This is a genomic window from Trinickia sp. EG282A, from assembly GCF_040965455.1.
Taxonomy (GTDB): Bacteria; Pseudomonadota; Gammaproteobacteria; order Burkholderiales; family Burkholderiaceae; genus Trinickia; species Trinickia symbiotica.
Genome location: NZ_JBFRCC010000001.1, coordinates 265,356 through 291,639 on the forward strand (window position 1 = coordinate 265,356; position 26,284 = coordinate 291,639).

The 26,284-nt window shown below is 64.0% G+C and carries 22 protein-coding genes; 6 read left to right on the forward strand and 16 right to left on the reverse strand.

Annotated elements, in window-relative coordinates; all coding sequences use genetic code 11:
* Nucleotides 1-109: 109 nt before the first annotated feature.
* The 4 genes from AB4Y31_RS01255 to AB4Y31_RS01270 form a co-directional block, all read right to left on the reverse strand.
* On the reverse strand, nt 110-1,675 hold the full coding sequence (locus AB4Y31_RS01255) for an efflux transporter outer membrane subunit (RefSeq protein WP_368672357.1): 1,566 nt from the start codon (nt 1,673-1,675) through the stop codon (nt 110-112).
* Between the two features lie 23 nt (nt 1,676-1,698).
* The gene (locus AB4Y31_RS01260; protein WP_368672358.1) at nt 1,699-2,976 is read right to left on the reverse strand and encodes an efflux RND transporter periplasmic adaptor subunit; all 1,278 of its coding nucleotides are present in this window, start codon (nt 2,974-2,976) and stop codon (nt 1,699-1,701) included.
* A gap of 24 nt (nt 2,977-3,000) precedes the next feature.
* Nucleotides 3,001-6,195 carry an efflux RND transporter permease subunit gene (locus AB4Y31_RS01265; protein WP_368672359.1) on the reverse strand — a complete coding sequence of 1,065 codons (3,195 nt, stop codon included), beginning with the start codon at nt 6,193-6,195 and terminating at the stop codon, nt 3,001-3,003.
* Nucleotides 6,196-6,370: 175 nt separating this feature from the next.
* The gene (locus AB4Y31_RS01270; RefSeq protein ID WP_368672360.1) at nt 6,371-7,075 is read right to left on the reverse strand and encodes a FadR/GntR family transcriptional regulator; all 705 of its coding nucleotides are present in this window, start codon (nt 7,073-7,075) and stop codon (nt 6,371-6,373) included.
* A gap of 250 nt (nt 7,076-7,325) precedes the next feature.
* Between AB4Y31_RS01270 and AB4Y31_RS01275 the strand changes: the two genes are divergently transcribed.
* The 3 genes from AB4Y31_RS01275 (at nt 7,326) to AB4Y31_RS01285 (ending at nt 10,228) form a co-directional block, all read left to right on the forward strand.
* Nucleotides 7,326-8,654: a C4-dicarboxylate transporter DctA gene (locus tag AB4Y31_RS01275; protein ID WP_368672361.1), complete on the forward strand. Its 1,329-nt coding sequence runs from the start codon at nt 7,326-7,328 to the stop codon at nt 8,652-8,654.
* Between the two features lie 66 nt (nt 8,655-8,720).
* Nucleotides 8,721-9,734 (forward strand): allantoicase, encoded by a 1,014-nt coding sequence (gene alc, locus AB4Y31_RS01280; RefSeq protein ID WP_368672362.1) that lies wholly within the window; start codon nt 8,721-8,723, stop codon nt 9,732-9,734.
* Nucleotides 9,731-10,228 carry an ureidoglycolate lyase gene (locus AB4Y31_RS01285; protein ID WP_368672363.1) on the forward strand — a complete coding sequence of 166 codons (498 nt, stop codon included), beginning with the start codon at nt 9,731-9,733 and terminating at the stop codon, nt 10,226-10,228. Before alc ends, AB4Y31_RS01285 begins: the two co-directional genes overlap by 4 nt.
* Before the next feature lie 93 nt (nt 10,229-10,321).
* Here AB4Y31_RS01285 and AB4Y31_RS01290 read toward each other — a convergent pair whose 3' ends face one another.
* Nucleotides 10,322-10,459 carry a hypothetical protein gene (locus AB4Y31_RS01290; RefSeq protein ID WP_368672364.1) on the reverse strand — a complete coding sequence of 46 codons (138 nt, stop codon included), beginning with the start codon at nt 10,457-10,459 and terminating at the stop codon, nt 10,322-10,324.
* Nucleotides 10,460-10,551: 92 nt separating this feature from the next.
* Nucleotides 10,552-11,796, reverse strand: coding sequence for a multidrug effflux MFS transporter (locus AB4Y31_RS01295; RefSeq protein ID WP_368672365.1), 1,245 nt, complete (start codon nt 11,794-11,796; stop codon nt 10,552-10,554).
* A 175-nt stretch (nt 11,797-11,971) separates the two neighbouring features.
* On the opposite strand from AB4Y31_RS01295, the gene AB4Y31_RS01300 reads away from it, so the two are divergent.
* Nucleotides 11,972-12,886, forward strand: a complete 915-nt coding sequence (locus AB4Y31_RS01300) for a LysR substrate-binding domain-containing protein (protein ID WP_368672366.1) — start codon at nt 11,972-11,974, stop codon at nt 12,884-12,886.
* 63 nt (nt 12,887-12,949) lie between these two features.
* Here the strand turns inward: AB4Y31_RS01300 and AB4Y31_RS01305 are convergent, their stop codons facing one another.
* The 6 genes from AB4Y31_RS01305 to AB4Y31_RS01330 are packed head-to-tail and all read right to left on the reverse strand — an operon-like array spanning nt 12,950 to nt 18,548.
* A complete protein-coding gene (locus tag AB4Y31_RS01305; RefSeq protein WP_368672367.1) occupies nt 12,950-13,474 on the reverse strand; it encodes a c-type cytochrome in 525 nt (174 codons plus the stop codon).
* Nucleotides 13,467-14,798 (reverse strand): sulfite dehydrogenase, encoded by a 1,332-nt coding sequence (gene soxC, locus AB4Y31_RS01310; protein ID WP_368672368.1) that lies wholly within the window; start codon nt 14,796-14,798, stop codon nt 13,467-13,469. The genes AB4Y31_RS01305 and soxC overlap by 8 nt, the downstream gene beginning before the upstream one ends.
* A gap of 35 nt (nt 14,799-14,833) precedes the next feature.
* Nucleotides 14,834-15,754: an ABC transporter permease gene (locus tag AB4Y31_RS01315; RefSeq protein ID WP_368672369.1), complete on the reverse strand. Its 921-nt coding sequence runs from the start codon at nt 15,752-15,754 to the stop codon at nt 14,834-14,836.
* Nucleotides 15,751-16,590: an ABC transporter ATP-binding protein gene (locus tag AB4Y31_RS01320; protein ID WP_368672370.1), complete on the reverse strand. Its 840-nt coding sequence runs from the start codon at nt 16,588-16,590 to the stop codon at nt 15,751-15,753. The genes AB4Y31_RS01315 and AB4Y31_RS01320 overlap by 4 nt, the downstream gene beginning before the upstream one ends.
* Before the next feature lie 5 nt (nt 16,591-16,595).
* A complete protein-coding gene (locus AB4Y31_RS01325; RefSeq protein ID WP_368672371.1) occupies nt 16,596-17,657 on the reverse strand; it encodes an ABC transporter substrate-binding protein in 1,062 nt (353 codons plus the stop codon).
* Between the two features lie 36 nt (nt 17,658-17,693).
* Entirely contained in the window at nt 17,694-18,548 is an 855-nt protein-coding gene (locus AB4Y31_RS01330) for a TauD/TfdA dioxygenase family protein (RefSeq protein WP_368673415.1), read from the reverse strand.
* A 290-nt stretch (nt 18,549-18,838) separates the two neighbouring features.
* On the opposite strand from AB4Y31_RS01330, the gene AB4Y31_RS01335 reads away from it, so the two are divergent.
* Both AB4Y31_RS01335 and AB4Y31_RS01340 read left to right on the forward strand, forming a co-directional pair.
* Nucleotides 18,839-19,678, forward strand: a complete 840-nt coding sequence (locus tag AB4Y31_RS01335) for a DMT family transporter (protein ID WP_368672372.1) — start codon at nt 18,839-18,841, stop codon at nt 19,676-19,678.
* Between the two features lie 184 nt (nt 19,679-19,862).
* Nucleotides 19,863-21,449, forward strand: a complete 1,587-nt coding sequence (locus AB4Y31_RS01340) for a methyl-accepting chemotaxis protein (RefSeq protein ID WP_368672373.1) — start codon at nt 19,863-19,865, stop codon at nt 21,447-21,449.
* A gap of 36 nt (nt 21,450-21,485) precedes the next feature.
* On the opposite strand, the gene AB4Y31_RS01345 is transcribed toward AB4Y31_RS01340, so the two are convergent.
* From AB4Y31_RS01345 to AB4Y31_RS01360, 4 genes are all read right to left on the reverse strand, one after another.
* The gene (locus AB4Y31_RS01345) at nt 21,486-22,946 is read right to left on the reverse strand and encodes an efflux transporter outer membrane subunit (RefSeq protein WP_368673416.1); all 1,461 of its coding nucleotides are present in this window, start codon (nt 22,944-22,946) and stop codon (nt 21,486-21,488) included.
* A gap of 27 nt (nt 22,947-22,973) precedes the next feature.
* Entirely contained in the window at nt 22,974-24,476 is a 1,503-nt protein-coding gene (locus tag AB4Y31_RS01350) for a DHA2 family efflux MFS transporter permease subunit (RefSeq protein ID WP_368673417.1), read from the reverse strand.
* Nucleotides 24,477-24,600: 124 nt separating this feature from the next.
* Nucleotides 24,601-25,704 (reverse strand): HlyD family secretion protein, encoded by a 1,104-nt coding sequence (locus AB4Y31_RS01355; RefSeq protein ID WP_368672374.1) that lies wholly within the window; start codon nt 25,702-25,704, stop codon nt 24,601-24,603.
* Between the two features lie 67 nt (nt 25,705-25,771).
* Nucleotides 25,772-26,197 (reverse strand): MarR family winged helix-turn-helix transcriptional regulator, encoded by a 426-nt coding sequence (locus AB4Y31_RS01360; protein WP_368672375.1) that lies wholly within the window; start codon nt 26,195-26,197, stop codon nt 25,772-25,774.
* Nucleotides 26,198-26,284 lie beyond the last annotated feature (87 nt).

The window sequence follows — 26,284 nt, forward strand, 5'->3', positions numbered from 1 at the left end:
ACTCCTGTTTCCTGTTGTGTCTGATTGATTGTCAGGGCTTCGAACGGCACGGCGAAACGCTTGCGCACAAGTATAGAAGAGAGCGCAAGCGCATGCATTTTGGCCGGCCTCAAGTCCCGGGCTTGCTTGTTCCAGTGTCCGCTTCCTCTGGAACATTTCCTCGGCTCGGCGTCGGCTTGGCGGATTTGTCCGCGCTTGTGGCGTCGGTATCCGCGCCGGCGAGGGCGGTGCGGTCCCAGCCGCCGCCGAGCGCTTTCACGAGCAGGGCCGCCGCGTCGACACGGCGGGCCTGGATCTGGTCTTCGGTACGCTCGTTCGTCAATGCGATGGTTTGCGCCGTGACGACGTCGAGGTAGCTCACGGCCCCCGCGCGATAGCGATTCATGGTCAGCTTCAGCGACAGTTGCGCCGACTGCGTGGCGATGCGCTGCGTCTGCTCTTCGCTTCCCAATGTTTGCAGTGCCGATAAGTTGTCCTCGACCTGCTGGAACGCGACGAGAACCGTTTGCCGATAGTCTGCGACGGTGCCTTCATATTGCGCGGTGGCGGTTTTGAGCGCGGCATCGCGTCGGCCTCCATCGAAAATCGTGCCGGCCAGTTGCGCGCCCAACGACCAGACGAGGCTTCCCGCCGTCAGCCAGGGCGCGTAATAGGTGCTCTCGAGTCCGGCACCGGCCGAGAGAAGCAGGTCCGGATAGTAGGCGGCATGCGCCTCGCCGATTTGCGCGTTGGCCGCGGCCACCCGGCGCTCGGCGGCCGCGATGTCGGGCCGTCGCTCGAGCAGTTGCGACGGCACGCCCGTCGGGACGTCCGGCACTGTGATCGGCGCGACGCTCGGCGGCAGTGAGAACGACGAGGCCGGGACGCCGATCAGCGTGGCGATTGCATGCTCAAGTTGCGAGCGCTGAACATCGATGTCGGTATCCTGCGCGCGCGTGCTTTCGAGTTGCGTCCTCGCCGCGGCGACGGCCGATGCATCGACCGCGCCGTCTTTCCACTGTTGCTCGACGATGTCAAGCGAGGCCGTATAGGCCGTGACCGTGTCGTCGAGCAGCTTCTTCTGAGTGTCGAGCGCGCGCAGGTCGAAATAGTCGATTGCAAGGTCGGTCGTCATCGAAAGTCGGACGGCCTCGAGGTCCGCCTGGCTCGCCTGCGCGGTATCGCGCGCGCCGACGACGGCATCCTTGACGCGCCCAAAGAGGTCGGGCTCCCAGCTTGCCGTGGCGCCCGCCGCATAGTCGGGCAATGTCTTGCCGGCCGTCGAATGGCCGATGACGTTCTTCGAGTAAAGGCGTGCGCGCTCTGCGCCGCTGCCGGCCGTGACGATCGGTGAGAAGCCCGAACGCTCGTATTTGACCAGCGCACGCGCTTGCTCCAGCTGCGCGACCGCCTTCTTGACGGTCTGGTTGGAGACGTCGATGCGCGCTTCGAGGCTGTCGAGCCGCGGATCGCCGAAGAGCGTCCACCAGGGGCCGCGCGAGAGCGCGTCAGCCGGCGTTGCCACGCTCCAGCCGGCGGCGGGTGCCGCCTCATTGGCGTAGTGCGCCGGAATCTCGACGTCGGGCTTGCGATAGGGCGGCAGCGTCGAGCACGCGGTGCATGCGCAGGCAACGCAGGCGGCGATCGTCTTGCGCAGCGACGGTGGACTGAAGCGGCGAAGGAGGGCATGGCTCATGGTCGGTCTCCGTCTGTCGCGCTTCAGGCGTGAGCGGCGGGCGTGGCCGCGACCCGAACGGCTTCGCCTTCGCCAATGGCGTCGCCAGGGTTGTCGATCACGCGATCTGTCGGCGCGAGACCCGTGGCGACTTCGACGTAGGTGCCGAAATCGCGGCCGATGGTGACCGTCTTCAGATGGGCCTTGCCGTCGCGGCCGACGACAGCAACCGTTACGCCTTTCGGGCGGAACAGCAATGCACTGACGGGCAGCTCCAGCGCCGGATGCGGCGCGACGAGCTCGAGGTGCGCTTGAGCGTAGGCGCCCGGCATGAGGGCGCCGTCCGCGTTGTCGACGTCGACTTCCACACGCAGCGTCCGGCTCGATGGATCGATCGCGTTCGTTGTGCGCGCAACCTTCGCCGGAAAACGTCTCCCTGGATATTGTGGCGACGTCAAATAGACTGGCGTGCCCGCATCGACAAGCGCCGCATCGTCTTGCGGAACGTCGACGAATACGCGCAGCGTCGCTGTCTGAGCCATCTGAAAGAGTGCGGTGCCGTTCGCGGGCGCGTTGACGCCGGGCGTGCCGCCGGCCGTGACGAGCGAGCCGATGTCGATGTTGCGGGCGGTAATGGTGCCGTCGAACGGCGCCACCACCTTCTCGTACGAGACAAGCTCGGCAAGACGCGCGACGTTCGCACGCGCCGCCTCGAGCATCGCCTTTTTGGCCTGCATGTCGGCTGTCTTCGTGTCCGCGTCCTGCTGCGACACCGATTGTGTCCGCAGCATCTGCTCCCATCGGTCCGCCGTGCTTTTCGCATAGTTGTAGTTCGCAAGGGCCGTCGCTTCGTCGGCGCGCGCCTGACTCAGCTGCGCGTCGAGCTCGGGCGTCTCGATGACGGCGAGCGTCTGGCCCGCTTTCACTTTCGTGCCGATGTCCGTGTACCAGTGCACGATATAGCCGCTCGTGCGCGCGTAGATGGAGGCGTCGATATAAGGCGTCACCGCGCCGGGCAACAGCAGTTCCTGCGACGCGGGTGCGGGCTTCGGTTCGACGAGGGAGACGGTCAGCGCGCTTTGGGCCTGCACTTGCCGCGTCAATTCGGTGCTTGCACGCAGGCGCGGCACGATGCCGGTCGTGAGCAAGGCCGCGGCAAGGCAGCCGAGTGCGATGGGCAGCATCGGACGGCGCCGGACCCTGGCCGAGGCCGCCGGTCGGGCGGGGCCGAGGTCATCGCATTGTGTTCCGTCGGCTGCGCGTGCGGTTGGCTGAGCCGAGACGATGTCGCGATCCGTCTGGCAATCGTTGGGTGTATTCATGACATGAGCTCCTGCAGACGAAGTTCAATCGGCGGCGGCGGATTGCGGCAAGCCGGTGGTGCGGCGCGCTCTACGATTCGCGAGCCAGGCGTGGACGGTCCCGAATACGACCGGCACGAACGTGAGCGTGGAGACGGTGCCGAACATGAGGCCGCCGATCACGGCGCGACCGAGCGGCGCGTTTTGCTCGCCGCCGTCGCCGAGGCCGAGCGCCATCGGCAACATCCCGATCAGCATCGCGAGGGCGGTCATCATCACTGGCCTGAAGCGGGCAAAGCCGGCTTCGAGCGCGGCGGCAAGCGGCGCTCGTCCGCTTGCGAGCAGGTCGCGCCCCGCGTTGACGACGAGAATACTGTTCGCGGTCGCGATGCCCATGCAAAGGATCGTCCCGGTGAGAGCCGGCACGGACAGCGTCGTATGCGTGGCGAACAGCATCCAGGCAATGCCGGCGAGCGAGCCCAGGAGGCCGCTCACGATCACGAGCGGGTCGATCCATGACTGGAAGTTCACGACCATCAGCAGGTAGACGAGCACGATGGCAAAGGCGAGACCCGTGCCGAGGCCGACGAACGATTGGTTCATCGATTGCACTTGGCCGCGCAGCACGATCGACGAACCGGGCGGCAGCTGCGCGCGCGCCGCATCGACGAGGTGCTGGACGTCGGACGCGACCGCGCCGAGATCGCGGTTTTGCGCCGAGGCGTAAATGTCGATCACGGGCTGCACGTTGTAATGCGAGATGACAGCCTGTTGCGTCGAGCGGGACATCGTTCCGAGCGTGCCGATCTGGCTCTGCGGGCTTGCTGAAGGCTGCGGTGTCGTGAGCGGAATGTTGGCGAGCGTCTGCAGCGAGTGAATCTCGTACTGCGGCGCTTCGACCGTCAATGGATAGCTCACGCCGTTTGCGGGATCGAGCCAGAAGTTCGGCGTGGTCTGCGAACTGCCCGACAGCGCAATCAACAGGTTCTGCGCGATGTCATGCTGCGAAAGCTCGGCCAGAATCGCCTTCGTCCGGTCGATGTCGAAGCGGATCGTCGGCTCGTCGCCGGGCTGCTGGATACGCGCATCGACGAGGCCGCGTACGCCGCGCAGCTGCGTCAGCAGACGATCGGCGACGACTCGGTTCTGCGCGAGCTGGTTGCCGACGATCTGTACGTCGATCGGAGCGGGCAGGCCGAAATTGAGGATCTGGCTGACGATGTCGGCCGGCAAGAAGGCAAACGACACGCCTGGAAACGAAGCGCTCAGCACGTTGCGCAGTCGGGCGACGTATCGTGCCGTAGGCGCGTGATCGGGCTTCAGCGTGATGAGGACTTCGGCGTCCTCGGTGCCGATCGGCTGCGACGAGTCGTAGGTCAGATTGATCCCGCTGACCGGCAGACCGATGTTGTCGAGCATCGAGCCCAGTTCGCCCGCCGGAATCACGGTGCGGATCTTTTGCTCCACCTCGCCCGTGATGCGCGCCGTCTCTTCGATGCGCGTGCCGGTCGGTGCGCGCAGATGCAGCCGTATTTCACCGCTATCGACGGAGGGGAAGAAGTCGCGGCCGAGGAACGGCACGAGCGCGAGCGACCCGAGGCAGATCAGCAGAAAGACAGGGATGAACGTGCGCCGCGCCGCGATCGCGCGGGAAAGTGCAGCGTGATACCGCTCGCGCAGCGCGGCGAAGCGATGCTCGAATCGTTGCTGAAAGCGGGCGATCGCGGCGAAGCGGCCGCCCGTCGTGCCGCTGTGAGCCGTTTTCGCGCGCAGCAGATACATCGCGAGCGTCGGTATCAACGTGCGCGAGAAGAAATAGGAAGCGCAAAGCGCGAAGACGACCGCTTCGGCGAGCGGCACGAACAGATAACGCGCTACGCCCGAAAGCAGAAACATCGGGACGAAGACGATGCAGATCGACATCGTCGAGACGAACGTCGGCGTGGCGATCTCCCCGGCGCCGACCAGGATGGCTTCCTCCAGCGGCTCGCCGTTCTCGAGATGATGCGAGATGTTCTCGATCGCGACGGTCGCATCGTCGACGAGGACGCCGACGGCGAGTGCCAGGCCGCCGAGCGTCATGATGTTGATCGTCTGCCCGAGCGCGGAGAGCGCGATGATCGAGGACAGGACGGCGAGCGGAATCGAGACGGCGATGATGAGCGTGGCGCGCCAGCTGCCGAGGAACAGCAAAATCATCGCGGCCGTGAGGCACGCCGCGATCAGGCCTTCGCGCACCACGCCCATGATCGCGGACTTGACGAAGACGGACTGGTCGGCGAGCGGCGTAATCTTCAACGACGACGGCAGGCCCGCCGCGATCTTCGGCAAAAGTGCCTTGACCTGCTGAATGATCGCGAGCGTGGAGGTGCTGCCCGTTTTTTCAATGGTGAGCAGCGCGCCGCGCTTGCCGTCGGCGCGCACGATGTTCGTCTGCGGCGCATAGCCGTCTATGACGTGCGCCACGTCGCGCACATAGACGACGGAGCCGTTCACGACCTTGATCGGCAGATCGTTGAGAGCGGCGATCGTCTGCGTGCTGCCGTTCATTTCGACGTTGTATTCGCGAGCGCCGATTTTCGCCGTACCGCTCGGCAGAGTCAGGTTCTGCGCGTTGATGGCATTGACGACATCGATCGGCGCGAGGCCCTTCGCCTGCAGCGCGCGGGGATCGAGCTCGACCATGACCTGGCGCACCTTGCCGCCGTAAGGCAGCGGCACGGCGGCGCCTTGCACGGTGGCGAGCTGCGTACGGATGAAGCTGTTGCCGAGGTCGTAGAGTTGCTGCTCCGAGAGCGTCTTGCTCGAGAGGCCGAGCTGAAGGATGGGTACGGTCGACGCGCTGTAGACAATGATGTTGGGCGGCAGCGTGCCCGGAGGCAGGTTCTTCAGGATCGATGCCGAGTTCGATGCGGCCTGTGCGACGGCACGATTGATGTCGGCGCCCGGGTGGAAGAAGACCTTGATCACCGAGACGCCGGCGAGCGATTGCGATTCGATGTGCTCGATATCGTCGACATCGGTCGTGAGCGATCGCTCGTAGGGCGTCGTGATCCGCTGCGCCATGTCCTGCGCGGAGAAGCCGTTGTACGACCAGACGATGCTGACCACCGGGATGTCGATGTTCGGAAAAATGTCGGTGGGCGTGCGCATGATCGCGAGCGGCCCGAGGATGAACAGCAGCAGGGCCAGCACGATGAACGTGTAGGGCCGCTTCAGCGCGAGTCTGACGATCCACATTGCGGGGGTCCTTTCGGAGCGATTCCGGAGTGCGCGTCGGGGCGAAGCCCGCCCGCGATGCGCGATTGACCCGCAGTTTGCCGGCGGGGCACTGACCCCGCCGTTACGTCGACATTACAAGTTCGTTATCTGGATGAGCTCCGGAGCCGCGGGGGCTCGAGGGGCTGTGGGACGTTTAGGGCCGAGGAGGGGTGGCCGGCACCGGGAAGTACACGCCCGCTCGCTGTGCCGCCGCAACGATATGCGTTTCGATTGCGCGCCCGGCGCGGTCCGGATCGCGGCTTCGCAATGCCTCGACGATCGCCGCATGCTCACGATGAGTCGATAGAACGAGCTCGCGTTGATAGAACGGCAGGCGCTGGCTTTCCTGCATGATGTCGGCGCTGTTGCGCAGGATCGTTTCGATCGCCGAGTTCCCGGCGAGCGCGACGATCCGCATATGGAAGTCGAAGTCCAGCCGGGCGGCGGTCTCGAATTCGCCGTCCGTGAGCGCGACGCGCAGTGCGTCGAGGTTCTCCTCCAATGGCGCGAGATCGTCATCGCCGATCGCCACCACCGCAAGGCGCGCGACGAATCCCTCGAGCGCATAACGCATTTGGTAGGTATCGGGCAGCGAAACCTGATCGGCGAAGCGCCACCGTTGAGGATGAGCCGGGCGAGCGCGAGCGACATAGACGCCCTTGCCGGCGCGGATCGTCACGAGCCCGAGCGCCTCGAGCGTCGACAGCGCCTCGCGCAACGAAGCACGGCTGATCTGGAGCTCATCGGAAAGCTGCCGCTGCGCCGGCAACAGACTGCCGACGGGGTAGACGCCTTGATGAATGCGCTCTTGAATCGTTGCGGCGGCGGCTTCGGTGACGGTTTGGGCGATGCTGCTCATGCGGTCCTCTGCGGTCAGACCGGTAGTTTAGTACCGTCTGGTCGAAATGGGGTGCCAGCGCGCCACCGGCACGGCCGCGCGATCGTTTTTTCCGGTGAAATCGGAGCGCCGATAGGCGCGGGTTAACCCCCTCGCGGCTTTGCTTGACGCTGCCATATTGGGTTTCTAATATTCGCCTTAACGAGTGAGGTCTGACCAGTTAGACCAGTCCGGCCAGCCTCGTGAATTCGTCGCCGCCAGGAGGCCTGCCGTGTTCAGATTTCTCAATTCGTTATTTGGGCGCGTCATCGTCGCCCTCGTCGCCGGTGTTGTGCTCGGCGCGTTGTTTCCGCATTTCGGCGAGTCGCTGCGTCCGTTGGGCGACGGTTTCCTGAAGCTGATCAAGATGGTGGTCGGACCGATCGTTTTTTGCGTCGTAGTGAGCGGTATGGCGAGCACGGGCGATCTCAAGAAGGTGGGTCGCGTAGGCGTCAAGGCGATTGCCTACTTCGAGGCCATGACGACGATCGCGCTCGTGATCGGCGCGCTGCTCGCCTGGTTCGTGCAGCCGGGCGCCGGCATGAACGCCGACTTGCGCAACCTCGACGCGGCTTCGCTCTCGACCTATACCGAGCACGTCAAGAGTCTCAAGGACGTCGGTGGCTTTTTGCTGAAGATCATTCCCGATACCGTCGGCGACGCGTTCGCACGCGGGGATATCCTGCAAGTGCTCGTCTTTTCCGTCCTGTTCGGTGCGGCGCTTTCGCTGCTCGGCGACAAGGCGGCTCGCGTCAGCGGCTTCATCGACGAGCTCGCGCAGACGTTCTTTCGCATCATGGGCTTCGTCATCAAGCTCGCCCCGCTCGGCGTGCTCGGTGCCATCGCGTTCACGACCGGCAAGTACGGGGTCACTTCGTTGAAGCAACTCGGCATGCTCGTCGTCGTCTTCTACGCGAGCTGCGTCGTGTTCGTCTGTGTCGTGCTCGGGATCGTCATGCGCATCGCGGGCTTCAACATCTTCAAGCTGATCCGCTACTTCAAGGACGAGCTCTCGATTGTCCTCGGGACCGCATCGTCGGATGCCGTCTTGCCGCAGGTCATGCGCAAGCTGGAGTGGCTCGGCGTCAAGGATTCGACGGTCGGGCTCGTCATTCCGACCGGCTATTCGTTCAATCTCGACGGCTTCTCCATCTATCTGACGCTTGCCGTCATCTTCATCGCCCAGGCGACCAATACGCCGCTGTCGATGCACGACCTCATCGTCGTCGTGCTCGTCTCACTCGTCACCTCGAAGGGGGCGCATGGCATTCCGGGATCGGCCATCGTGATTCTCGCGGCCACGCTTTCGACGATTCCTGCTATTCCGGTGCTGGGCCTCGTGTTGATTCTTCCCGCCGATTGGTTCGTCGGCATCGCTCGCGCACTGACGAACCTGATCGGCAATTGCGTCGCGACGATCGTCGTCGCGTCCTGGGAAAACGACATCGATCGCGCCCGTGCTAAGCGCGTGCTCGACGGTGACGTCGATCTTCAGTTCGTGCCCGATACCGTGGCTCCGCTCGGCACCGAAGCGCCGATCGCCGCGGCGCGTGCGGGCTGATTGCGGCTGCGGCAAGCGATTCCTTCATTCGTTCCGTTATCCAGTACTCCGAACTATCCCGACATCATGGCTATTCCGATCCTCGACCCCACGGCCCCCGACTTCACCCGTCGCTATGTCAACCTGGCCGACCCTCGTTTCGGTGCGAAAGCGCTCGAAGCCAGCGACGAGTTTTTTGCACCCAAGGAGCGCATGCTCAACCCGGAGCCGGCCGTCTTCATTCCCGGCAAATACGACGATCACGGCAAGTGGATGGACGGTTGGGAGACGCGCCGCAAGCGCACGTGCGGCTTCGACTGGTGCATCGTCGAGCTTGCGCGGCCCTGCGTCATCAAAGGCTTCGATCTCGATACGAGTCATTTCACCGGCAACTTCCCACCCGCCGCATCGATCGAGGCCGCCTATGTCGAAAGCGGTGCGCCGAGTTCAGAAACGCAGTGGGTCGACGTTCTTTCTTCGGTCGCCTTGCAGGGCAATTCGCACCATTACCACGCCATCGACGATGCACGGACCTTCACGCACGTGCGCGTGAATCTGTATCCGGACGGCGGTCTCGCGCGGCTACGCGTGTACGGCGCACCGCAGGTCGACTGGAGCAGAGCCGGGCGCGATTCGGTCGTGGACCTTGCCGCGATGGAACATGGCGCCTACGTGGTTGCGGCGAACAATCAGCATTTCGGTCTGGCGTCGAATCTGCTGATGCCGGGGCGCGGCGTCAATATGGGCGACGGCTGGGAAACGCGGCGCAGGCGCGAGCCCGGCAATGACTGGTGCATCGTGGCGCTCGCTCACGCGGGCGAGATCGGCAGGATCGAGGTGGACACGGCGCACTTCAAGGGCAACTATCCGGACCGCTGCTCGCTGCAGGCGGCCTATGTGGCGGGCGGGACCGACGAATCGTTGATCACGCAGTCGATGTTCTGGCCGGTGTTGCTGCCCGAGCAGAAGCTGCAGATGGATCACGTTCACACGTTCGTGGCCGAATTGGCGGCGCTTGGCGCCGTCACCCATGTCCGCTTCAACATCGTTCCCGACGGCGGCGTCTCGCGCCTGCGGTTGTTCGGAACTCCTCAACGATGAAAACGCTGCCCGTCGAGCCGCTTACGCGGCAAGCATTCGAACCGTTCGGCGACGTGATCGAACTGAAAGGGGCTCGTCATTTCCCGATCAATCTCGGGACGACCGAGCGGTTCCACGACCTCGCGCGCATCGATGTGGGGGATGACGGAGGGCGCCCGCTCGTCAGTCTGCTTCGCGGCGAGCCGCGGACTTCGCCCGTCGAGATCCGGATGATGGAGCGGCATCCGCTCGGCTCGCAAGCTTTCATTCCGCTCGCCGATACGCCGTTTCTGGTCGTCGTTGCGCCGGCGGGGCCGCTCGATCCCGCCAAGTTGCGCGCGTTCGTCACGCGCGGTTGGCAGGGTGTCAACTACGCGAAGGGCGTTTGGCATCATCCGCTCCTTGCACTGGAGCGGGTCAGCGATTTCATCGTCATCGACCGCGGCGGCGAAGGGCCGAATTGCGACGAAGCGTGGCTCGACGAAGTTCTGCACCTTTCATCGGCTGCAACGTGAATGCCGCTCACGGCGGGCGATCGCGACGAAGATCGCCCGCCGCTACTGGTGAATGTCGAGCGGCTGCTGCATCGCTTCAGCCGTTCGCGGAGCTCAACGGCAGCGCTTCACCCAATGGTGGTGAACGCGCTCCCGATGGCAAACGCGATGATGATGGTCGTAGGCGAATGCCTGTGAGACGGTGCCGAAAACGACGGTCAGTGCAGCGATCGCGAGGATGACTTGCTTCATGGGCTCTTCCTTGGAATTCAAGAATACAGAAGAGCGTGAATGCTAGCAAAGCGCGATTACGGTTCCCTTTCCCCTGGGGCGCTTTCTTCCTATCACTGCGTGGGGCAGGCAACCCGCTCTACCACTCGCGGCTTGTTCGCGAGCCTGAGGAAAGCGGGGAACGCCACGCAGCCGAGCACCGCCACGCAAACCTCGAATGCGCTCAGTGACGCCACTGTGCCGGGAAGCGAGGCGATGGCCGAGATCGCGAGCGACCCGGCTGTCAAGTGCATCGCTCCCATCAATCCCGATGCCGCGCCCGCGCTGGCGGGAAAGCTCGTGACGCCCCCCGCGAATGAGAGCGGGAGCAGGAAGCCGTTGGCGAGCGTAATGACCGATATGACGAGAATCATCGGCAGCGGCGTCGCCACCCCGTGGATAGCGAGCGCTGCCACGCAAGCGGCGCCGAGCGCGAGCAGAACGAAGCCGACGGCAAGCAGCCGGTTCAGCGGATGATGCCGCGCGAAATGGCGCGAGACGAGGTTGCCCGCGATATAGGTGACCGAAAGGCTGATGTAGCAATAGCTGATCGACTTCGTCGATAGCCCCATGCTTTCCAGGATCACGGGCGACGCCGCGAGATACGCGAGATAAGCAGCGTAGCCGACGCAAAGGTTCACGGCGTACGCCCAAAACCGCGGTTGCTCGAGCAGCATAGGGTAAGTCGCGAATGTCGCAAGCACACTACTGCGCCGCTTCGTGGCCGGCGCTGTCTCGGGAATATAAAAGGCGAGGAGCAGCACTGCCGCCACACCGATGAGCGCCGTGAAGTAAAACGGAGCGCGCCACGAGATGTAGGTCGTGAGGTATCCGCCTACGAGCGGCGCGAGCGCTGGAGAGGCGCCGACGATCGGCATGATCGTCGTGAAGATGCGCGCCGCGGTTTTCGTATCGAAGAGGTCGCTGATGATCGCGCGCCCGATCACCATTCCCGCGCCGGCGCCCAACGCCTGGACGATACGCGCGAGTCCGAAGGCCGTGACGTTCGGCGCGAGCGCGCAGGCGATCGAGGCCGCCGTGTAAAGCGCCATGCCGCCGATGACGAGACGGCGACGTCCGTATGCATCGGAAAGCGGGCCATAAATGGCCTGCGCGATGGCGAGCCCGATCACGTAGACGCTGAACGTGTGCTGCAACGCCGACATCGGCGCATCGAACGCCCGAGCGGCGAGCGCCATGCCGGGCAGGTTGATGTCGGAAGCGAATAAGCCGCTCGCGCTGAGCAGAACGAGCGTGGTGAGCAAAATGCCGTGCGGGATGGCAAATCGCGGTCTGTCGATGACGTGGTCACTTTGCATGTTCGTTTCGTCCGTCTCGCGGACGACCTGAGAATGAGTCGACTGCAATCGCGCGGCACGCTGGTGCAGGGACTCGGGCCGCGAAACGAGTGCTCCGGAAGACGTGAGATTAGTGGCTCGGTATAATGCTGTCCAAGACTTAATTTGTCGCATATCTGCTAAGACAGGTCTCAACATGGAGCTGCAGCAACTTCGCTATTTCATCGCCGTGGCGGAAACGGAGCACGTGGGGCGTGCCGCCGAGCGGCTGCATATCTCGCAATCTCCGTTGAGCCGGCAGATTCGCCTGCTCGAAGCGCAACTCGGCCTGCAGTTGTTCGAGCGCGTCAAACAACGCGTGCGTCTGACTCCGGCGGGCCGTGAGTTTCTCGTCGAGGCGCGCGACCTGGTGGCGCAGGCGAGCCGAGTCGAGGAGCGAGCACGCGAGGTCGGGCGCGGCGACATGTGCTCGGTATCGATCGGCTATTGCGAGGGTGTCGTTCACAATGGGCGCTTGCCGGCCGCATTGCGGAGGTTTCGGACGGCCTATCCGCGCGCGCGGTTGAAGCTCACCACGATGCGTTCGGGCGAACAGGCCGAAGCGCTCGAGCGCTCGGTCATCGACGTAGCGTTCGTCTACAACCCGTCGCATCGAAGCGAACTTCTCGCAAGCCGGCTGCTGACGAGCGAGCCGTTCGTGCTCGCCATGGCGGACGATCATCCGCTCGCGAGGAAAAAGGCCGTGACGGCGCGCGATATCGATAGGGCGCCATGGATCGCGATACCGAAAGAGAACAATCCGGCCGCGCGCGAGCGGTTTCTCGCGGCATGCAAGTCGGCGGGTTTCACGCCGGATATTCAGTTCGAAGTCGCGCAGGTGGCCAATACGCTCGGTCTCGTCAGCGCCGGGCTCGGGTTCGCGGCGATGCAGGCGAGCATGCAGCGAATGAATCCGCCCGGCATCGTCTTCAAGAAGCTCGACTGGCTGCCGCTGACGGTCGATGTCCACGTGATGTGGCGGGCACGCGCGCAAAGCGCGGGCGTGCGGCATTTTCTGGACGCGCTCGAATGGCCCGTGAACGCCAAAACGGAGGAGACCTTGGCTATCTAAGATTGGGCATGCCGCTCTGCTCCAGTTCTTTGTCGAGCACGGGCGCCCTTTGGGGCGAGCTTGTTACATGGCGCCCGGCCGCGGATCAGACACAAACCCGCCTCGATTCGGCATGCGAACCTTGGGCAGCGACTTTGCATCTAGCCTGGCCTGCTCGGGGACGATCCCATTCAGATGGAGCAGATAGGCGCTGAGCGCGTAGACTTCGTCGGCCGTGAGCGATTGCGGTGCGTTATAGGGCATCGCGCGACGGATATAGTCGAATAGCGTTGTCGCGTAAGGCCAATAGCTGCCGATGGTCTTCTGCGGCTTAAGGCTCGTCAGCGAGCCGGCGCCGCCGACGAGCGGATCGCCGATGCCTCCTTCTCCGGTCTGGCCGTGACAGGCCGCGCATTTCGCCGCGAAAATCTGCTTGCCCGCCGCGACGGTGCCCGATCCGGCGGGTAAACCGCGCCCGTCCGGGGCGATGTCAATGTTCCACCGCGCCAGGGCCGATGCCGCGATGGGCGCGCCGAGCCCGTACTCCGCGCTAGCTGTCGGCACCTGACAGGCGAGCGCGCTGATGACCAATGCAAGCGCCTTACGCATTCCGCACCTCCCCATTTGCGTCGATGCGCCAGCGTTGGATGCCGTTGTAGTGATAGTAACTGTTGAGCCCGCGAGCGGCGACGAGTGCCTCGCGCGTTGGCTGTACGTAGCCGGTTTCGTCGATGGCTCGACTCTGCAGCGTCGCGGGTCCGCCGTCCCAACGCCAGTCCGCTTCAAAGCGCGTCAGCGCGCGATCGTGCACGGGACCGACGAGCCTGGCCGCAAGCCAGGTCGCACCGCCGTCAGCGGACACCTCGACGGCACGAATCCGGCCGCGCCCGGACCAGGCAAGGCCGCTCACGGCGTAGTAACCTCGTGTGGTGAGGCGATGCCCCGGCGACGGTCGCGTGATCACCGATTTCGCATCCATTTCGAACACGAACTGGCGAGCGCAGCCGTTCGGCAAGAGACTCGTGTATTTCGAGGTTTCCTCTCGCGTCATCTCGGGCGCGTCCATCAGCTTGAGGCGACGCAGCCATTTGACGTTCGTGTTGCCTTCGAATCCCGGCACGATGAGTCGCAGCGGATAGCCGTTTTCCGGCCTCAGTCGTTCGCCGTTTTGCGCATAGACGACAAGCGCGCGCTCGGCGATCCGATCGATCGGTAAGCTGCGCGTCATCGCCGCGCCGTCCGCACCTTCTGCGAGCACCCATTTCGCCGAGGCGTCGAGTCCGGTCTCGTCGAGCAGCGTCGAAAGCCGCACGCCGGTCCACTCGCAGCACGAAAGCAGGCCGTGCGTGAACTGCACGGGAAGACCGCTCGGCCCCTTCCACTCGCTCGCCGTGTTTCCCGAGCATTCGAGGAAGTAGACATGCGACTCCGAAGGAAAGCGAAGCAGATCGTCGATCGTGAAGATGCGCGGCTCGCGGACGAGGCCGTGGACGAGGAGCCGGTGCTGGTCGGGATCGATACGCGGAACGCCCGCATGATGGCGTTCGTAGACGAGTCCGTTCGGCGTGATACTGCCATGAAGATCGGCGAGCGGCGTTTGCGAGGAGCCGGAACCCGGCATCGCCGCGGGACGCGCCGCGCGTCGAATCACGTCCTGTTCGAACGGCCCCGGGAGGCCGTAGGGCGGCGACAAGAGCGGCGCACCGGGCTCGAGCGTCCAGGGATCCGGAGCGAGCGGCACGTCGGGGGAGCGCGGCGCGATCGGTTCCGATGCGCCGGTAGCCCACGCGCCACGTGCCGGCAGCAACGTGGCGGCCAATCCGCTGGCAACACCGCCGGCCAGCTCTCGGATCATCCGCCGCCGGCGCGGCGACGCGGGAATCGATTGGGACTGCGAATCGATCGGTTCGGACAACGAAGGATTGTTTTTCATCGATAAGGTAGTCGACGTGCCAGATGGACGATGGCTCAGTGCTGAACACCCCAGCGCCGCACCGTCAGGTGTTCGAGCACGTCGAAGACGAGATGTTCGACGATAAGGCCGATGAGGATCACGGCGGCAAGCCCGGCGAAGACGCGATCCGTGTAGAGTTCGTTGCGATTCTGGAAGATGTACCAGCCAAGGCCGCCGCTGCCGGAACTCGTGCCGAAAACGAGCTCGGCGGCGATCAACGTGCGCCATGCAAACGCCCAGCCGACGCGCAGGCCCGCGATGATGGCCGGCAATGCCGCCGGCACGAGGATCAGCACAACCTGGCGCAGGCCTCTGAGCCCGTAGTTGCGTCCGGTCATCCGCAGCGTTGCCGGTACTGACTGGAAACCGGCATAGGTGTTGAGCGCGAGCGGCCATAGCACTGCATGCACGAGCACGAACAGCAGGCTACCGGTACCGAGCCCGAACCAGAGCAGGGCGAGCGGCAACAGCGCGATCGACGGCAGCGGATTGAACATCGCCGTCAACATCGTCAACAGGTCGCGGCCAATGCGCGTCGACGCCGCGAGCGAGGTCAGCGCGAAGGCGAGGGCGACGCCGAGCAAATAGCCGCGCAAGAGCACCGACATCGAGGCAGCGGTCCTCATGAGCAGTTCGCCGCTGACAATGCCTTGCACGAATGCGAGCAGCGTGGCGCTGAACGTCGGCAGCAGCAGATCGTTCGCCACCAAGTGCGCCGCAATTTCCCAAGCGGCGAGGAGCAGCAATGCAATCATGCTTTTTCGCAGCCAAGTCTGCGAAAAAACCCGCTCGGCCAACGGTAGCGGCGCATCGCCGTTCCCGCTTGCGACGGGCGCGAGCGGCACTTCATATTCGGCCCGCACCGGTGGCAGCGGCAACGTCTGCACGGACGCTCCGGCAGAGCTCGTCGACTGTAGCGAGGATTCGCGTTTCATGAGACCTTCGTTTCGTCTTCGAACAAGAGGCGATGAATGCGTGCGGCGGCCTCCTGAAAGTCGTCGCGCCCGACGCTTTGCTGAGCGTACTGATGGCTGTTGAGCTCGGCGCGCACGCGCCCGGGATGCGGCGAGAGCAGCAGGATCCGATTGCCGACGATCAATGCTTCCTCGATTGAATGCGTCACGAAGAGCAGCGTGAAATGCACCTCATCCGAGAGCCGCAGCAGTTCTTCCTGCATGCGGCGGCGCGTCAGCGCATCGAGTGCCGCAAAGGGCTCGTCCATCAACAGCACGCGCGGCTGCATGGCGAGCGCGCGCGCGATTGCCACGCGTTGCTTCATGCCGCCCGAGAGCGTAAGCGGATAGGCTTTGGCGAAGTCGGCAAGGCCGACTTTCTCGAGGAAGTGCGCGGCGCGCTCTTTCGCTTCGGCGCGCGACAGCTTTTTCGCAACGCGCAGCGGAAACGCGACGTTCTCGAGCACCGTCTTCCAAGGCGGGAGTTGGTCGAACTCCTGGAATACGACGACGCGATCGGGGCCTGGCCCGTGAATGGGCTGCGCGTCCAGCTCGATGCTGCCCGACGCGGGCGTCACGAAACCCGCGATCGCCTTCAACAGCGTCGACTTGCCGCAGCCGGACGGCCCGAGCAGCACGAAGCGGTCGCGCTCGTAGACGTCGAAGCTGACTTGCTGCGTAGCGCGAACGACGCGTTCGCGAACCCGATATTCGAGCGTCAGGTCGGCGACGCGCAGCAGGCGCGCGCTTGCGAGCGACGATCGCGCGCCGTCGTGCCATGCGCGCCGCTCGGCTAGTGTCGAGGGGTTCGCGGCCATGCTTCTCAGCTCCCGTTCGCGATGGCCGGATCGTCGAAGAAGTAGTCCTTCCATGATTTGGGCTCGTTGCGGATCGCGCCGACGCGGTGCATGAACTGTGCGAGCGGGAACGTGTTCTGCGGCACGATCGTGAATTGCACTCGAGGGTCGCGGATGATCTTCAGAAGCAACGCCCGGTCCGTCTTCGAATGCGTGACGCGCAGATAGATGTCCGCCGCGTCGTCGGGATGAGCGGTGACGAACTTCGCCGCGTCGGAGAGCGCCGCGACGAATGCGCGATACGTCTCCGGGTTCGACTCGCGGAATTTTTCCGTCGCGTAAAGCACGGTGGCCGAGCTCGGGCCGCCGAGCACCTCATAGGAGCTCAGCACGATGTGAGCAGACGGATTGCCCGCGAGCTCCTGCTCTTGGAACGGCGGATTGCCGAAATGGCCCGTGATCTCGGTGCCGCCCGCGACGATGGCGGCCGTTGCGTCGGGGTGCGGAATCGCCTGCGTGAGCTTGTCGAGCCGGTCGTAAGCGCCGTCGCCCCAGCGCTTCGCCGCGGCCATCTGCAGAATTCGCGACTGGACGGAAACCGACACCGCGGGCACCGCGATGCGGTCCTTGTCGGTGAAGTCGGCGATCGAGCGTACGCGCGGCTGATTGCTCACCAGGTAGTAGGGCAGATTGCCGAGCGACGCGACGCCTTTCACGTTCTGTCTGCCGTGCGTGCGATCCCATACCGTCAGGAGCGGCCCGACGCCGGCCGCCGCGATGTCGATCGCGCCGGACAGCAGCGCGTCATTGATGGCTGCGCCGCCGGAGAGCTGAGTCCATTCGACTTTGATGTCGAGCCCTTCTTTACGTCCTTCCTTTTCGATGAGCTGCTGATCGCGCACGACGTTGAGCAGCAGGTAGACCACCCCATATTGGTCGGCGATACGCAGCGTCCCTTCGGCGTGAGCAATGATCGGAGCGCCGCACGTGGCAAGGCCGAACGCGATGGCCGCTAAGAAGGTGGTGAAGCGAGCGGTGCGGTGCCGGAATCGCAAGCGAGCGGCACGCGTGGCGCGGAAAAACGTCATTAAGAGAAGCTCCCCAAAAACGCGGGCGATGCGCGCTCAGAACGGCACGTCGCCTTCGATGGTCGTGCGATGGAGTTTCCGCCGCAGGTGATCGGGCGTGCCGGCCGCCAGATGCATCAGCGAGCGGTTGTCCCAGAACACGAGATCGTGCGGTTGCCACCGGTGGCGATAAATGTGCTCGGCTCGCGTGCTGTGGGCGAAGAGTGCTTGCAGGAGGGCGTCGCTCTCGTCTTGCGGCAGGCCGACGATGCGAGTCGTGAAATGCTCGCTGACGAAGAGCGCGCGGCGTCCCGTCTCGGGATGGGTTCGGACGACCGGATGCACGACGGGCTTGACCTGCGCCAATTGATCTTCCGATAGCTTGGGCCGCCACGGGCTGAGATGGCGCAGCGTCTCGTATTTGGCGAGATAGGTATGCTCGGCGAAGCGGCCTTCGACCGCCTGGCGCAGCGCCTCGGGCAGTGTTTCCCATGCGAGGTGCATGTTGGCGAAGAGCGTGTCGCCGCCTTCGGCGGGCAACTCTTGGGCGTGCAACATCGAGCCGAGACTCGGCCGCTCCTTGTAGGACAGATCCGAATGCCAAAAGTGGCCGGCATCGCCGAGACCGATCGGTCTGCCGTTTTCGACGATGTTCGAGACGACGAGGATCTCCGGATGCCCCTCGAGATGGAACTGATGCAGCACGTGCACTTGCAGCGGGCCGAAGCGACGGCTGAACGCGATCTGCTGGCCCGGCGTGATTCGTTGATTGCGAAAGACGAGAACGTGATGTTCGAGATGTGCCCGGTGTATGCGCGCGAAATCGTCCGCATCGAGGTGGCGGCTAAGGTCGAGGCCGATGACTTCGGCGCCGAGCGGCGCGTCGAATGGACGGATGTCGATACGGTGCATCAGCGCCGCGTCGTCAGCATGGGCGGTGGTCACGGCAGGTCCTTCGGGTGAATGGCTGCGGAGTTTCGAGGGATAGAGCCGTTGACTATAGGTGCGCCGACAGGCACAAACAACGAAGCAAATCTGCAACGCTTAGCAGAGATGGTGATAAGAGCGCCCGGCTACGCGTTGAACGGGCGGCACTGCGTTTCGCATTCGTGAGAGTTTTTCTGTTCCGAGTGCGCAATTGATCTCGTTTGTCTCGGAGCAACAACATCGTTATTCTGGTCGGAGATCAGGAGAATCGATCGATGCCGACGAACGTCATGCTGTTGGTGCTTTTCGCCGCTTTTCTGCATGCGAGCTGGAACGCGGTGGTGAAGTCCAGCCCGGATAAACTTCTCGACATCGTGCTCGTCACCTGCGGGGCAGCCGTGCTTTGCGCAATCGCGCTTCCGTTCCTTCCGTTTCCGGCGCCGCGCAGTTGGCCCTACATCGCGGCATCGATAGCGATTCATATCGTCTATTTCGCCTTGATCGGCGCGGCGTATCGCAGTGGCGACATGGGCCACGCTTACCCGTTGATGCGCGGAACGCCTCCGCTCGTCATTGCGTTGCTCAGCGGCCCGCTCATTGGCGAGCATCTCTCGGCCGGTGAGTGGAGCGGCATTTTGTTGATATGTGCTGGAGTGCTCGGACTATTGCTCGCGAATCCGGGAGGCCGCAGTACGATCGAGACGACTCGCCTCGCCCTTGCCAACGCGCTCGTGATCGCCGTCTATTCGCTCGTCGATGGGACGGGTGCACGACTGTCCGGGCATCCGGTTTCCTACACCATGTATATGTTCCTATTCACCGGACCATCGCTGCTCGCGTGGGCAATCGTGCGCCGCAAAGGCGACGTGCGAGCTTACATCGGCGCACGGTGGTACCTCGCATTGGCCGGTGGCGCTTGCACGCTGAGCGCTTATGTGCTCGTGCTGTGGGCGATGACGCGCGCGCCCATCGCAATGGTCGCCGCCTTGCGCGAGACGGCCATTCTCTTCGGCACGGCGATCTCGGCTTTCCTGTTGAAAGAGCGGCCCGGATATGGCCGACCTATTGCTTCCGTCGTTATCTTGCTCGGTGTAATTGCACTCAAATTGACGTGACTGCGAGGTTTGCTTACAAGGGATTCAGGAAATCCTGATCCCGGCCGACTATCAAAAACTTCCCTTTTTTGCCGATATTGCGGGTGAACCTCGTTCGCTGTTCAGTGCCTCTTGTCCCGCGTGCCTATCCTCGCCGAAAGCGGGACGCCGTGTGTCGAGCCTTCTACCCGATTTCGTTCCCAGCATGCGCATCTCCGCTCTCAAAGTCCGCACACGCCTATGGTTGGGCTTCGGCATCGTATTAATCGCGCTTTTCTTCATTACTGCGATCGGCTTGATGAGGCTTGGCACGATGGACGGCGAAATCACGAACGCAGTCGATTTCAATGCGCCCGAAGTGAATCTTATCGCCGATGCGCAGATATACCTCGATGATGCGAGGAGCGCAGTGCAAGATCTTATGCTTGCGGGCGACGCCGCGAGTGCGGCCGTCGATAAGCAACGATTGGACGACAGCATCACCAAGTATCAGGCGGCCGAAAAGAAGGTTGCGGAAAAGTTCAATGCGGACCCCGCCACCGACGAGAGTGAGCGCGGGTTCGTCCGGCAGCTTGCCGATGCGGAAGCGGCAGGACTCCCTCTCCTGCAAAAGGTTGCTGCACTGGGCCTCGCGCACGACCCGGCGACCGTTGCCGCGCTGACGAACGAACTCTCGCCTGCCATGCGCCGCTGGACTTCGTTGCTCAAGCAATTCCGTGACTATGAAGTCAAAGCACTTTCGGAGAGTGGGGCGGAGGCGCATCGTGCATATCGCGCCGGCCGAAACATTCTGTTGAGTCTGTCGGCGCTTGCTGTGGCGCTGTCGATCGCCATGTCGATCGCGATCGCCGGGAGCATTTGCAAACAGCTCGGCGGTGAGCCCGATTATGCGGCGGGCGTCGTCGCGCAAATCGCGCAGGGCGATTTGTCGGTATCTATCGCCTCCGAGGGACGAGATGAACGCAGCCTGCTGCACTCGATGCAGCTGATGCGCGAGAAGCTTCAGGCCGCCGTTAGCCGGATCCGTCTGGGCACGGACAGCATTGCGACAGCTTCGAATCAGATCGCGAGCGGGAACGCCGATCTTTCGGCGAGAACGGAAGAGCAGGCCGCCTCCCTCGAAGAAACGGCGTCGAGCATGGTGCAATTGACAGAGACCGTGAGGCAGAACGCCGACAATGCGCGCCAGGCGAACGGGCTCGCGGTTCGCGCCACCGACATGGCCGGCGCTGGCAATGAATCGATGCAGGCAATGCTCGGGACCATCGAGCGGATAAGCGGCAGTTCCAGCAAGATTTCCGATATTACCGGCGTCATCGAAGGTATAGCGTTCCAGACGAATATTCTTGCGCTAAACGCGGCCGTCGAGGCCGCGCGAGCCGGCGAGCAGGGCCGGGGCTTCGCCGTCGTGGCGGGCGAGGTCCGCAGTCTCGCGCAGCGCTCGGCCGCTGCAGCCAAGGAAATCAAGGAGCTGATCAATTCCTCGGTATCGACGATCGAGGAAGGCGCTAAGCAAGCCACCGAGGTCGGCGACGCGATTGGGCAGGTCAAGCAAGCCATTCAGCAGGTCGCGGATATCGTCGGCGAAATCGCCGCGGCCTCCGAGGAACAAAGCCGCGGCATCGAGCAGGTGAATCGCGCCGTCAATCAGATGGACGAAGTCACGCAGCAGAATGCGGCGTTGGTCGAGCAGGCCGCCGCGGCGGCGCAGTCGCTTTCGGAGCAGGCGGCAGGCTTGAGAGACGCTGTCGCCGTGTTCAAGGTCGCCGATTCCGCTATCGCGCGGGTTTGAGTGCCGCGTAGGCGCCCGGCGTGCGCTTGACGATGGTCAACGGACGAGGGGCGGCGTCTTGGTCAAAAGTGCTGCGCGGCTGATGTCGTCCTCAGACGCTTGCGTGCTCCATCCGCCGCCAAGCGCGCGGTAAAGCGTGACGGCCGCGAGCGCATGGGCTCGTTTCACCGCGTTCAGCGATTGAGCGTCGGCGAGATTGGCTTGTTGGGCGGTCAGCACGTCGAGGAAATTCGCCGCGCCGCCGCGGTAGAGGCGATCCGAAAGTTGCAGCGCGTGATCGGAGGCTTGGAGGGCGTCGGCCAAGCGTGCGGCCTCGGCATCGTCGCTGACCAGATCGTTGCGCGCATCTTCGATTTGCCTCAACGCTTCGAGCATCGTCTGGTGCAGTGCCAGCTCGGATTCCCGCATGCGGCTTTCATTCGCGTCGATACCGGCCTGGATTCGGCCCGCGTCGAAGATCGGGCTCGCCGCGTTGAGCGCGGCGCTGAAAAGATTGTCCGTCAATGTTGGGAGACCCAGGTACGACGAAGCCAGCAGTCCGTCCGTCAGCCTCAGGTTGAAGTGCGGATAACGCGCGGCATGCGCCTCGCCGACTTCAGCCGCGCGCTGTTCGATCGTCGCGTAGGCCTCGAGGACGTCGGGCCGGCGCAATAACGCCTGGGAGGGCAGCGTCCCGGGCAGTTGCTGTGCGGGGACGGGAATCGGCGTCGGACTCTCGAGCAGCGCGTCGACGCTTTCGGGAGGGCGTCCCGCCAGCACCGCAATCAAATGCAGTTGCTGCGCGACGCGGGCCTGTGCGCGCGGAATCTGCGCCCGGATGTCTTCGAGTTGACCGCGAGCACGCTCGACGTCGAGCCGCGTCGAGAGCCCGTATCGAAGGCGCTCCTCGGTCAATGCGAGCTCGCGGCCTCGGCTGCTCTGCTGATCCGACAAGATTTGCAGCTCGTTTTGTTGCCAGCGCAGATCAATGTAGGCAGCGGCCGTATCGGCTGCGAGCGCGAGACGCAGTGCATCGAGCGCTTGCCGGCTGCCGCTCACGCGAGCTTGGGCAGCGAGCACGGCGAGGCGCTGGCCGCCAAACACATCGGGTTCCCACGTCAACGCGAGACCGGCGCCGGCTTCTTTAACGTAGCCGAGCGGCGGCGGTGTGTTCTGCCTGACGTACGCTGCTTGCGCAGTGGCGTCGAGCTCGGGCTTGCGCGCGGCATCGACTTGCCGCTCGAGCGCCTCAGCCTGCCGGACGCGCTCGCCGGCCGCCTGCAGATCGAGATTGCCATGCAGCGTCGAGGCTACGAGGTCGTGCATGACAGGATCGCCGAACTGCTGCCACCAGACGTCTGCATCAATGCTGTCAGTTGGCGCCGGCTCGCGCCACGCGTCGGGCGCGACTTTGGCGACCTTCGTGACGAGATCGGCATGCTGAGCGGGCGGGACCGCGCAGCCGGCGATGCCGAGTGCGGCGAGGCAGGTAATCGTGGCGGCGAGGATCGACTTCATAGTTTCCGGACCTGACATGGGTATGACTCAGTGCGCATCGGGAGGGGGCGCGGTATTGCCGAACGGCTTCGCGAAAGCGGCCGCGACGAGCGCGACGATGAAGCACAAGGCAAGCGCGAGAAACGTATCGGAGAACGTCAGCGTCAGCGCCTGGCGCATCAGCGTTTCGTGCAGCAGGGCAAGACCGGCCTTCGATGCGTCGATCGTCTGCCCCGTGGCGCCGAGCACGTCTGTCGCGCGTTGCATCAGTCCTTCGACGACGGGCCTGCCGATGCTTGCGTGCTCCGCAAGGCGTTCGTAGTGCAGGTTCAGCCGGTCATTGAGCATCGTGTTCGCAACGGCGATGCCGATGGCGCCGCCGAGATTGCGCATCAGATTGAAAAGCCCGCTTGCGGAACGAAGCCGCGGTGGCGGCAGTGAGCCGAGCGCCATCGTCACGATCGGCGGAATGCAAAACTGCTGACCGATCCCGCGCAACGCTTGCGGCAGCAGTAGTTGCTGCCAGCCCCAGTCGCTCGTGAGCGGGACGTAGAGATAGCATCCCACGCCGAAGCAGACGAGTCCGAAGACGAGGAGCATGCGCATATCGACGATGCGCGCAAGCAGCGAATAGACGACGAGGCCGAGTATCTGAAAGCAGCCTACCGACAGCAGCGCCAAGCCGATCTGCAGCGAATCGAAGCCGCGTACGCGTCCGAGAAAGACAGGCGTCAGAAAGACAGTGCAAAAGATGCCGGTGCCGGTGACGAACGAAAGGAGGCTCCCAATGCCGAAATTGCGTAAGGCAAGCGCGCGCAAATCGACGATCGGTTCCTTGGCCGTGAGCGCACGGACGATGAAAAGGAAACCGCAGATTGCGGCGATCCATACGCACGCCACGATGAGGTCGTCGCCGAGCCAGTTCTTTCGCGGCCCTTCTTCGAGCACATATTCGAGGCAGCCGAGAAAGCCCGACATCAATGCGATGCCCCAGTAGTCGCCTCGTTTCGCGAGCGTGAGGTCGGGGCGGTCGAAGTCGACGAAGCGCGGCACGAAGAGCGTGACCGCGATGCCGGGCGCGAGATTCAGGTAGAAGAGCCAGTGCCATGACCACTGCGACGTAATCCAGCCGCCGATCACCGGACCGATCGTCGGCGCGAGCGTGGCCAGCGCACCGATCGTCGTCGACGCGATCAGTCGCTGGCGTGGTGGAAACAGCACGAACGCGGTCGTGAACACCGTCGGAATCATCGCTGCGCCGAGTGCGCCTTGCAGCGCGCGGAATGCGATCATCGATTCGATGTTCCAGGCGAGTCCGCACAGGATGCTCGTCACCGTGAAGCCGAACGAAGAAAAAGTGAAGACCCAACGTGTCGAAAAAACGCGCGTGAGCCATCCGGTCATCGGAATGACGATGATCTCGGCAATCAGGTAGGACGTCTGCACCCACGAGAGTTCGTCCTGGCTCGCGGACAATCCCCCGCCGATGTCGCGCAGCGATGAGGCGACGATCTGGATGTCGAGGGTCGCCATGAAAAAGCCGACACACATCAGCGCGAATGCCAGGACCTTCGTGCGCGCAGGCAAATCGGCGGGGTTCAGCGGGGCGGCGGTGGCCGGCGCCAGCGTGACGGTGCTCATGAGCAGGCTCTTCTCTAACGTGACTCGATCAGGACTACGAAGCAGCCTTCGCGTGAGAGGCGCCGACATGGACTTCGACGTTCGCCGAGAGGCCCGGACGCAACGTCCCTTGCATCGGCGGCGGAACGGTAAGGCGGATGCGTACGGGCACGCGCTGAACGATCTTGGTGAAATTGCCGGTCGCGTTCTCGGCCGGCAACACGCTGAACGTCGCGCCCGTCGCCGGCGCGAGGCTTTCGACGACGCCGTGCAGCGTTCCGCTCGATGCATCGAGTGTCACGTCGGCCGCATCGCCAGCCCGCATCTTCTTGAGTTGATCCTCCTTGAAATTGGCATCGACCCAGAGCCCGCTCGCCGGCACGACGGTCAATAGCGCCGTGCCGGCGCCGGCCAGCATGCCGACGCGCGCGGTGCGGTTGCCGATGTAACCGTCGACGGGCGAGCGGATCGTCGTGTATTCGACGTTGAGCGCGGCGACGCGACGAGCCGCCTCCGACGTTTCGACGCGCGATCGTGCCGCCGCGATTTGAGCGTCGAGCACTTGCATTTCGCGCTGTGCTGCAACGAGCGCCGCCGCGCCGCTCGCAACGGCGGCGCGCGCTTTGCGCTCGTCCGCATCGGCGCGCTCGGCCGCCTGGCCGGATACGGCGTCGTCCTTGACGAGTGCGCGGTAGCGCATCCGATCCTGCACGCTGCGCGTGAGCTCCGCTTGCGCGGCCTGCACATCGGCGGCGCGCTGATCGATCGTCGCGACTTGCAGCGATTTCTTCGCCTGCCACTGAACGAGCTCGGCGCGTGCGCTGTCGATGTCGGCATCGGCTTGCGCCAGGCGTGCTTCATAATCGCGCGCATCGAGCCGGATCAACACCTCGTTCTGGTGCACGTATTGGTTGTCCTGTACGAGCACTTCGGCAATAAAGCCGCTGACTCTCGGCGCCATCACCGTGACATCGCCGCCAACGTAGGCATCGTCCGTCGACTCGATCAGGCGGCCGACGAAGTACCAGCGCAGGGCCGCGCCGGCCAGCGCGATCAGGACCACGAGGATGGCAATGCGCATCCACGGAATGGGGCGCGTGCCAGGCCTCGCCAGGCCGGTGCCGCCGGCGGGAGCAGTGGAGGGAGATGTCGACGACATGGGCTTATCTGTGCATATGCACTTTAAAGGTTAAAAAAACGTGCGGAACCGCCGCTCGCAGGGTGACTCATTTCCCGGTCAGCGCGAACAGTTCGCTGCGCAGCGCTTTTGCTCGCGCCCGGCCGAACTTTGTCTCGAGCTCTTCCTGGGCGGCATGCCAGCCGCGCTTCGCGTGTTCGAGGGTGCGCTGCCCGGCCTTCGTCAGACTGAATGCATGCGTGCGCGCATCGTGCTCGGACGGCTCGGCCTGGATCAACCCGTCGCGCTGCAGCGGCTTCAGTGCGCGCAGCAGCGTCGTTCGCTCCATCATCATCGCCTCCGCGAGCTCGAGCATCGTTTGATGCGGACGCCGCGCCAGCTTTGCCAGAATCGAGAACTGCGCGGCCGTCACGCCCGCCTCGCTCAAGTGACGCTCGTACAGTTGAGTCACATAGCGCGCGGCCCGCCTGATCGCGAGCAAGTTGCATTCGTCGTAGGAAGTCGGACCTGTCATGATGCGAATCATACCTGTGCATATGCACGTGACAAATCGCGATTCTAGCGGAACTGTTGCTCGGACGCTTGCACAATCGGCAGATCG

Excerpts from the sequence above, each read along its gene's own strand:
- AB4Y31_RS01255 (WP_368672357.1), bottom strand. The coding sequence starts at position 1,675 with ATGAGCCATGCCCTCCTTCGCCGCTTCAGTCCACCGTCGCTGCGCAAG.
- AB4Y31_RS01260 (WP_368672358.1), bottom strand. The coding sequence starts at position 2,976 with ATGAATACACCCAACGATTGCCAGACGGATCGCGACATCGTCTCGGCT.
- AB4Y31_RS01265 (WP_368672359.1), bottom strand. The coding sequence starts at position 6,195 with ATGTGGATCGTCAGACTCGCGCTGAAGCGGCCCTACACGTTCATCGTG.
- AB4Y31_RS01270 (WP_368672360.1), bottom strand. The coding sequence starts at position 7,075 with ATGAGCAGCATCGCCCAAACCGTCACCGAAGCCGCCGCCGCAACGATT.
- alc (WP_368672362.1), top strand. The coding sequence starts at position 8,721 with ATGGCTATTCCGATCCTCGACCCCACGGCCCCCGACTTCACCCGTCGC.
- AB4Y31_RS01285 (WP_368672363.1), top strand. The coding sequence starts at position 9,731 with ATGAAAACGCTGCCCGTCGAGCCGCTTACGCGGCAAGCATTCGAACCG.
- AB4Y31_RS01290 (WP_368672364.1), bottom strand. The coding sequence starts at position 10,459 with ATGAAGCAAGTCATCCTCGCGATCGCTGCACTGACCGTCGTTTTCGGC.
- AB4Y31_RS01295 (WP_368672365.1), bottom strand. The coding sequence starts at position 11,796 with ATGCAAAGTGACCACGTCATCGACAGACCGCGATTTGCCATCCCGCAC.
- AB4Y31_RS01300 (WP_368672366.1), top strand. The coding sequence starts at position 11,972 with ATGGAGCTGCAGCAACTTCGCTATTTCATCGCCGTGGCGGAAACGGAG.
- AB4Y31_RS01305 (WP_368672367.1), bottom strand. The coding sequence starts at position 13,474 with ATGCGTAAGGCGCTTGCATTGGTCATCAGCGCGCTCGCCTGTCAGGTG.
- soxC (WP_368672368.1), bottom strand. The coding sequence starts at position 14,798 with ATGAAAAACAATCCTTCGTTGTCCGAACCGATCGATTCGCAGTCCCAA.
- AB4Y31_RS01315 (WP_368672369.1), bottom strand. The coding sequence starts at position 15,754 with ATGAAACGCGAATCCTCGCTACAGTCGACGAGCTCTGCCGGAGCGTCC.
- AB4Y31_RS01320 (WP_368672370.1), bottom strand. The coding sequence starts at position 16,590 with ATGGCCGCGAACCCCTCGACACTAGCCGAGCGGCGCGCATGGCACGAC.
- AB4Y31_RS01325 (WP_368672371.1), bottom strand. The coding sequence starts at position 17,657 with ATGACGTTTTTCCGCGCCACGCGTGCCGCTCGCTTGCGATTCCGGCAC.
- AB4Y31_RS01330 (WP_368673415.1), bottom strand. The coding sequence starts at position 18,548 with ATGCACCGTATCGACATCCGTCCATTCGACGCGCCGCTCGGCGCCGAA.
- AB4Y31_RS01335 (WP_368672372.1), top strand. The coding sequence starts at position 18,839 with ATGCCGACGAACGTCATGCTGTTGGTGCTTTTCGCCGCTTTTCTGCAT.
- AB4Y31_RS01340 (WP_368672373.1), top strand. The coding sequence starts at position 19,863 with ATGCGCATCTCCGCTCTCAAAGTCCGCACACGCCTATGGTTGGGCTTC.
- AB4Y31_RS01345 (WP_368673416.1), bottom strand. The coding sequence starts at position 22,946 with ATGAAGTCGATCCTCGCCGCCACGATTACCTGCCTCGCCGCACTCGGC.
- AB4Y31_RS01350 (WP_368673417.1), bottom strand. The coding sequence starts at position 24,476 with ATGTGTGTCGGCTTTTTCATGGCGACCCTCGACATCCAGATCGTCGCC.
- AB4Y31_RS01355 (WP_368672374.1), bottom strand. The coding sequence starts at position 25,704 with ATGTCGTCGACATCTCCCTCCACTGCTCCCGCCGGCGGCACCGGCCTG.
- AB4Y31_RS01360 (WP_368672375.1), bottom strand. The coding sequence starts at position 26,197 with ATGACAGGTCCGACTTCCTACGACGAATGCAACTTGCTCGCGATCAGG.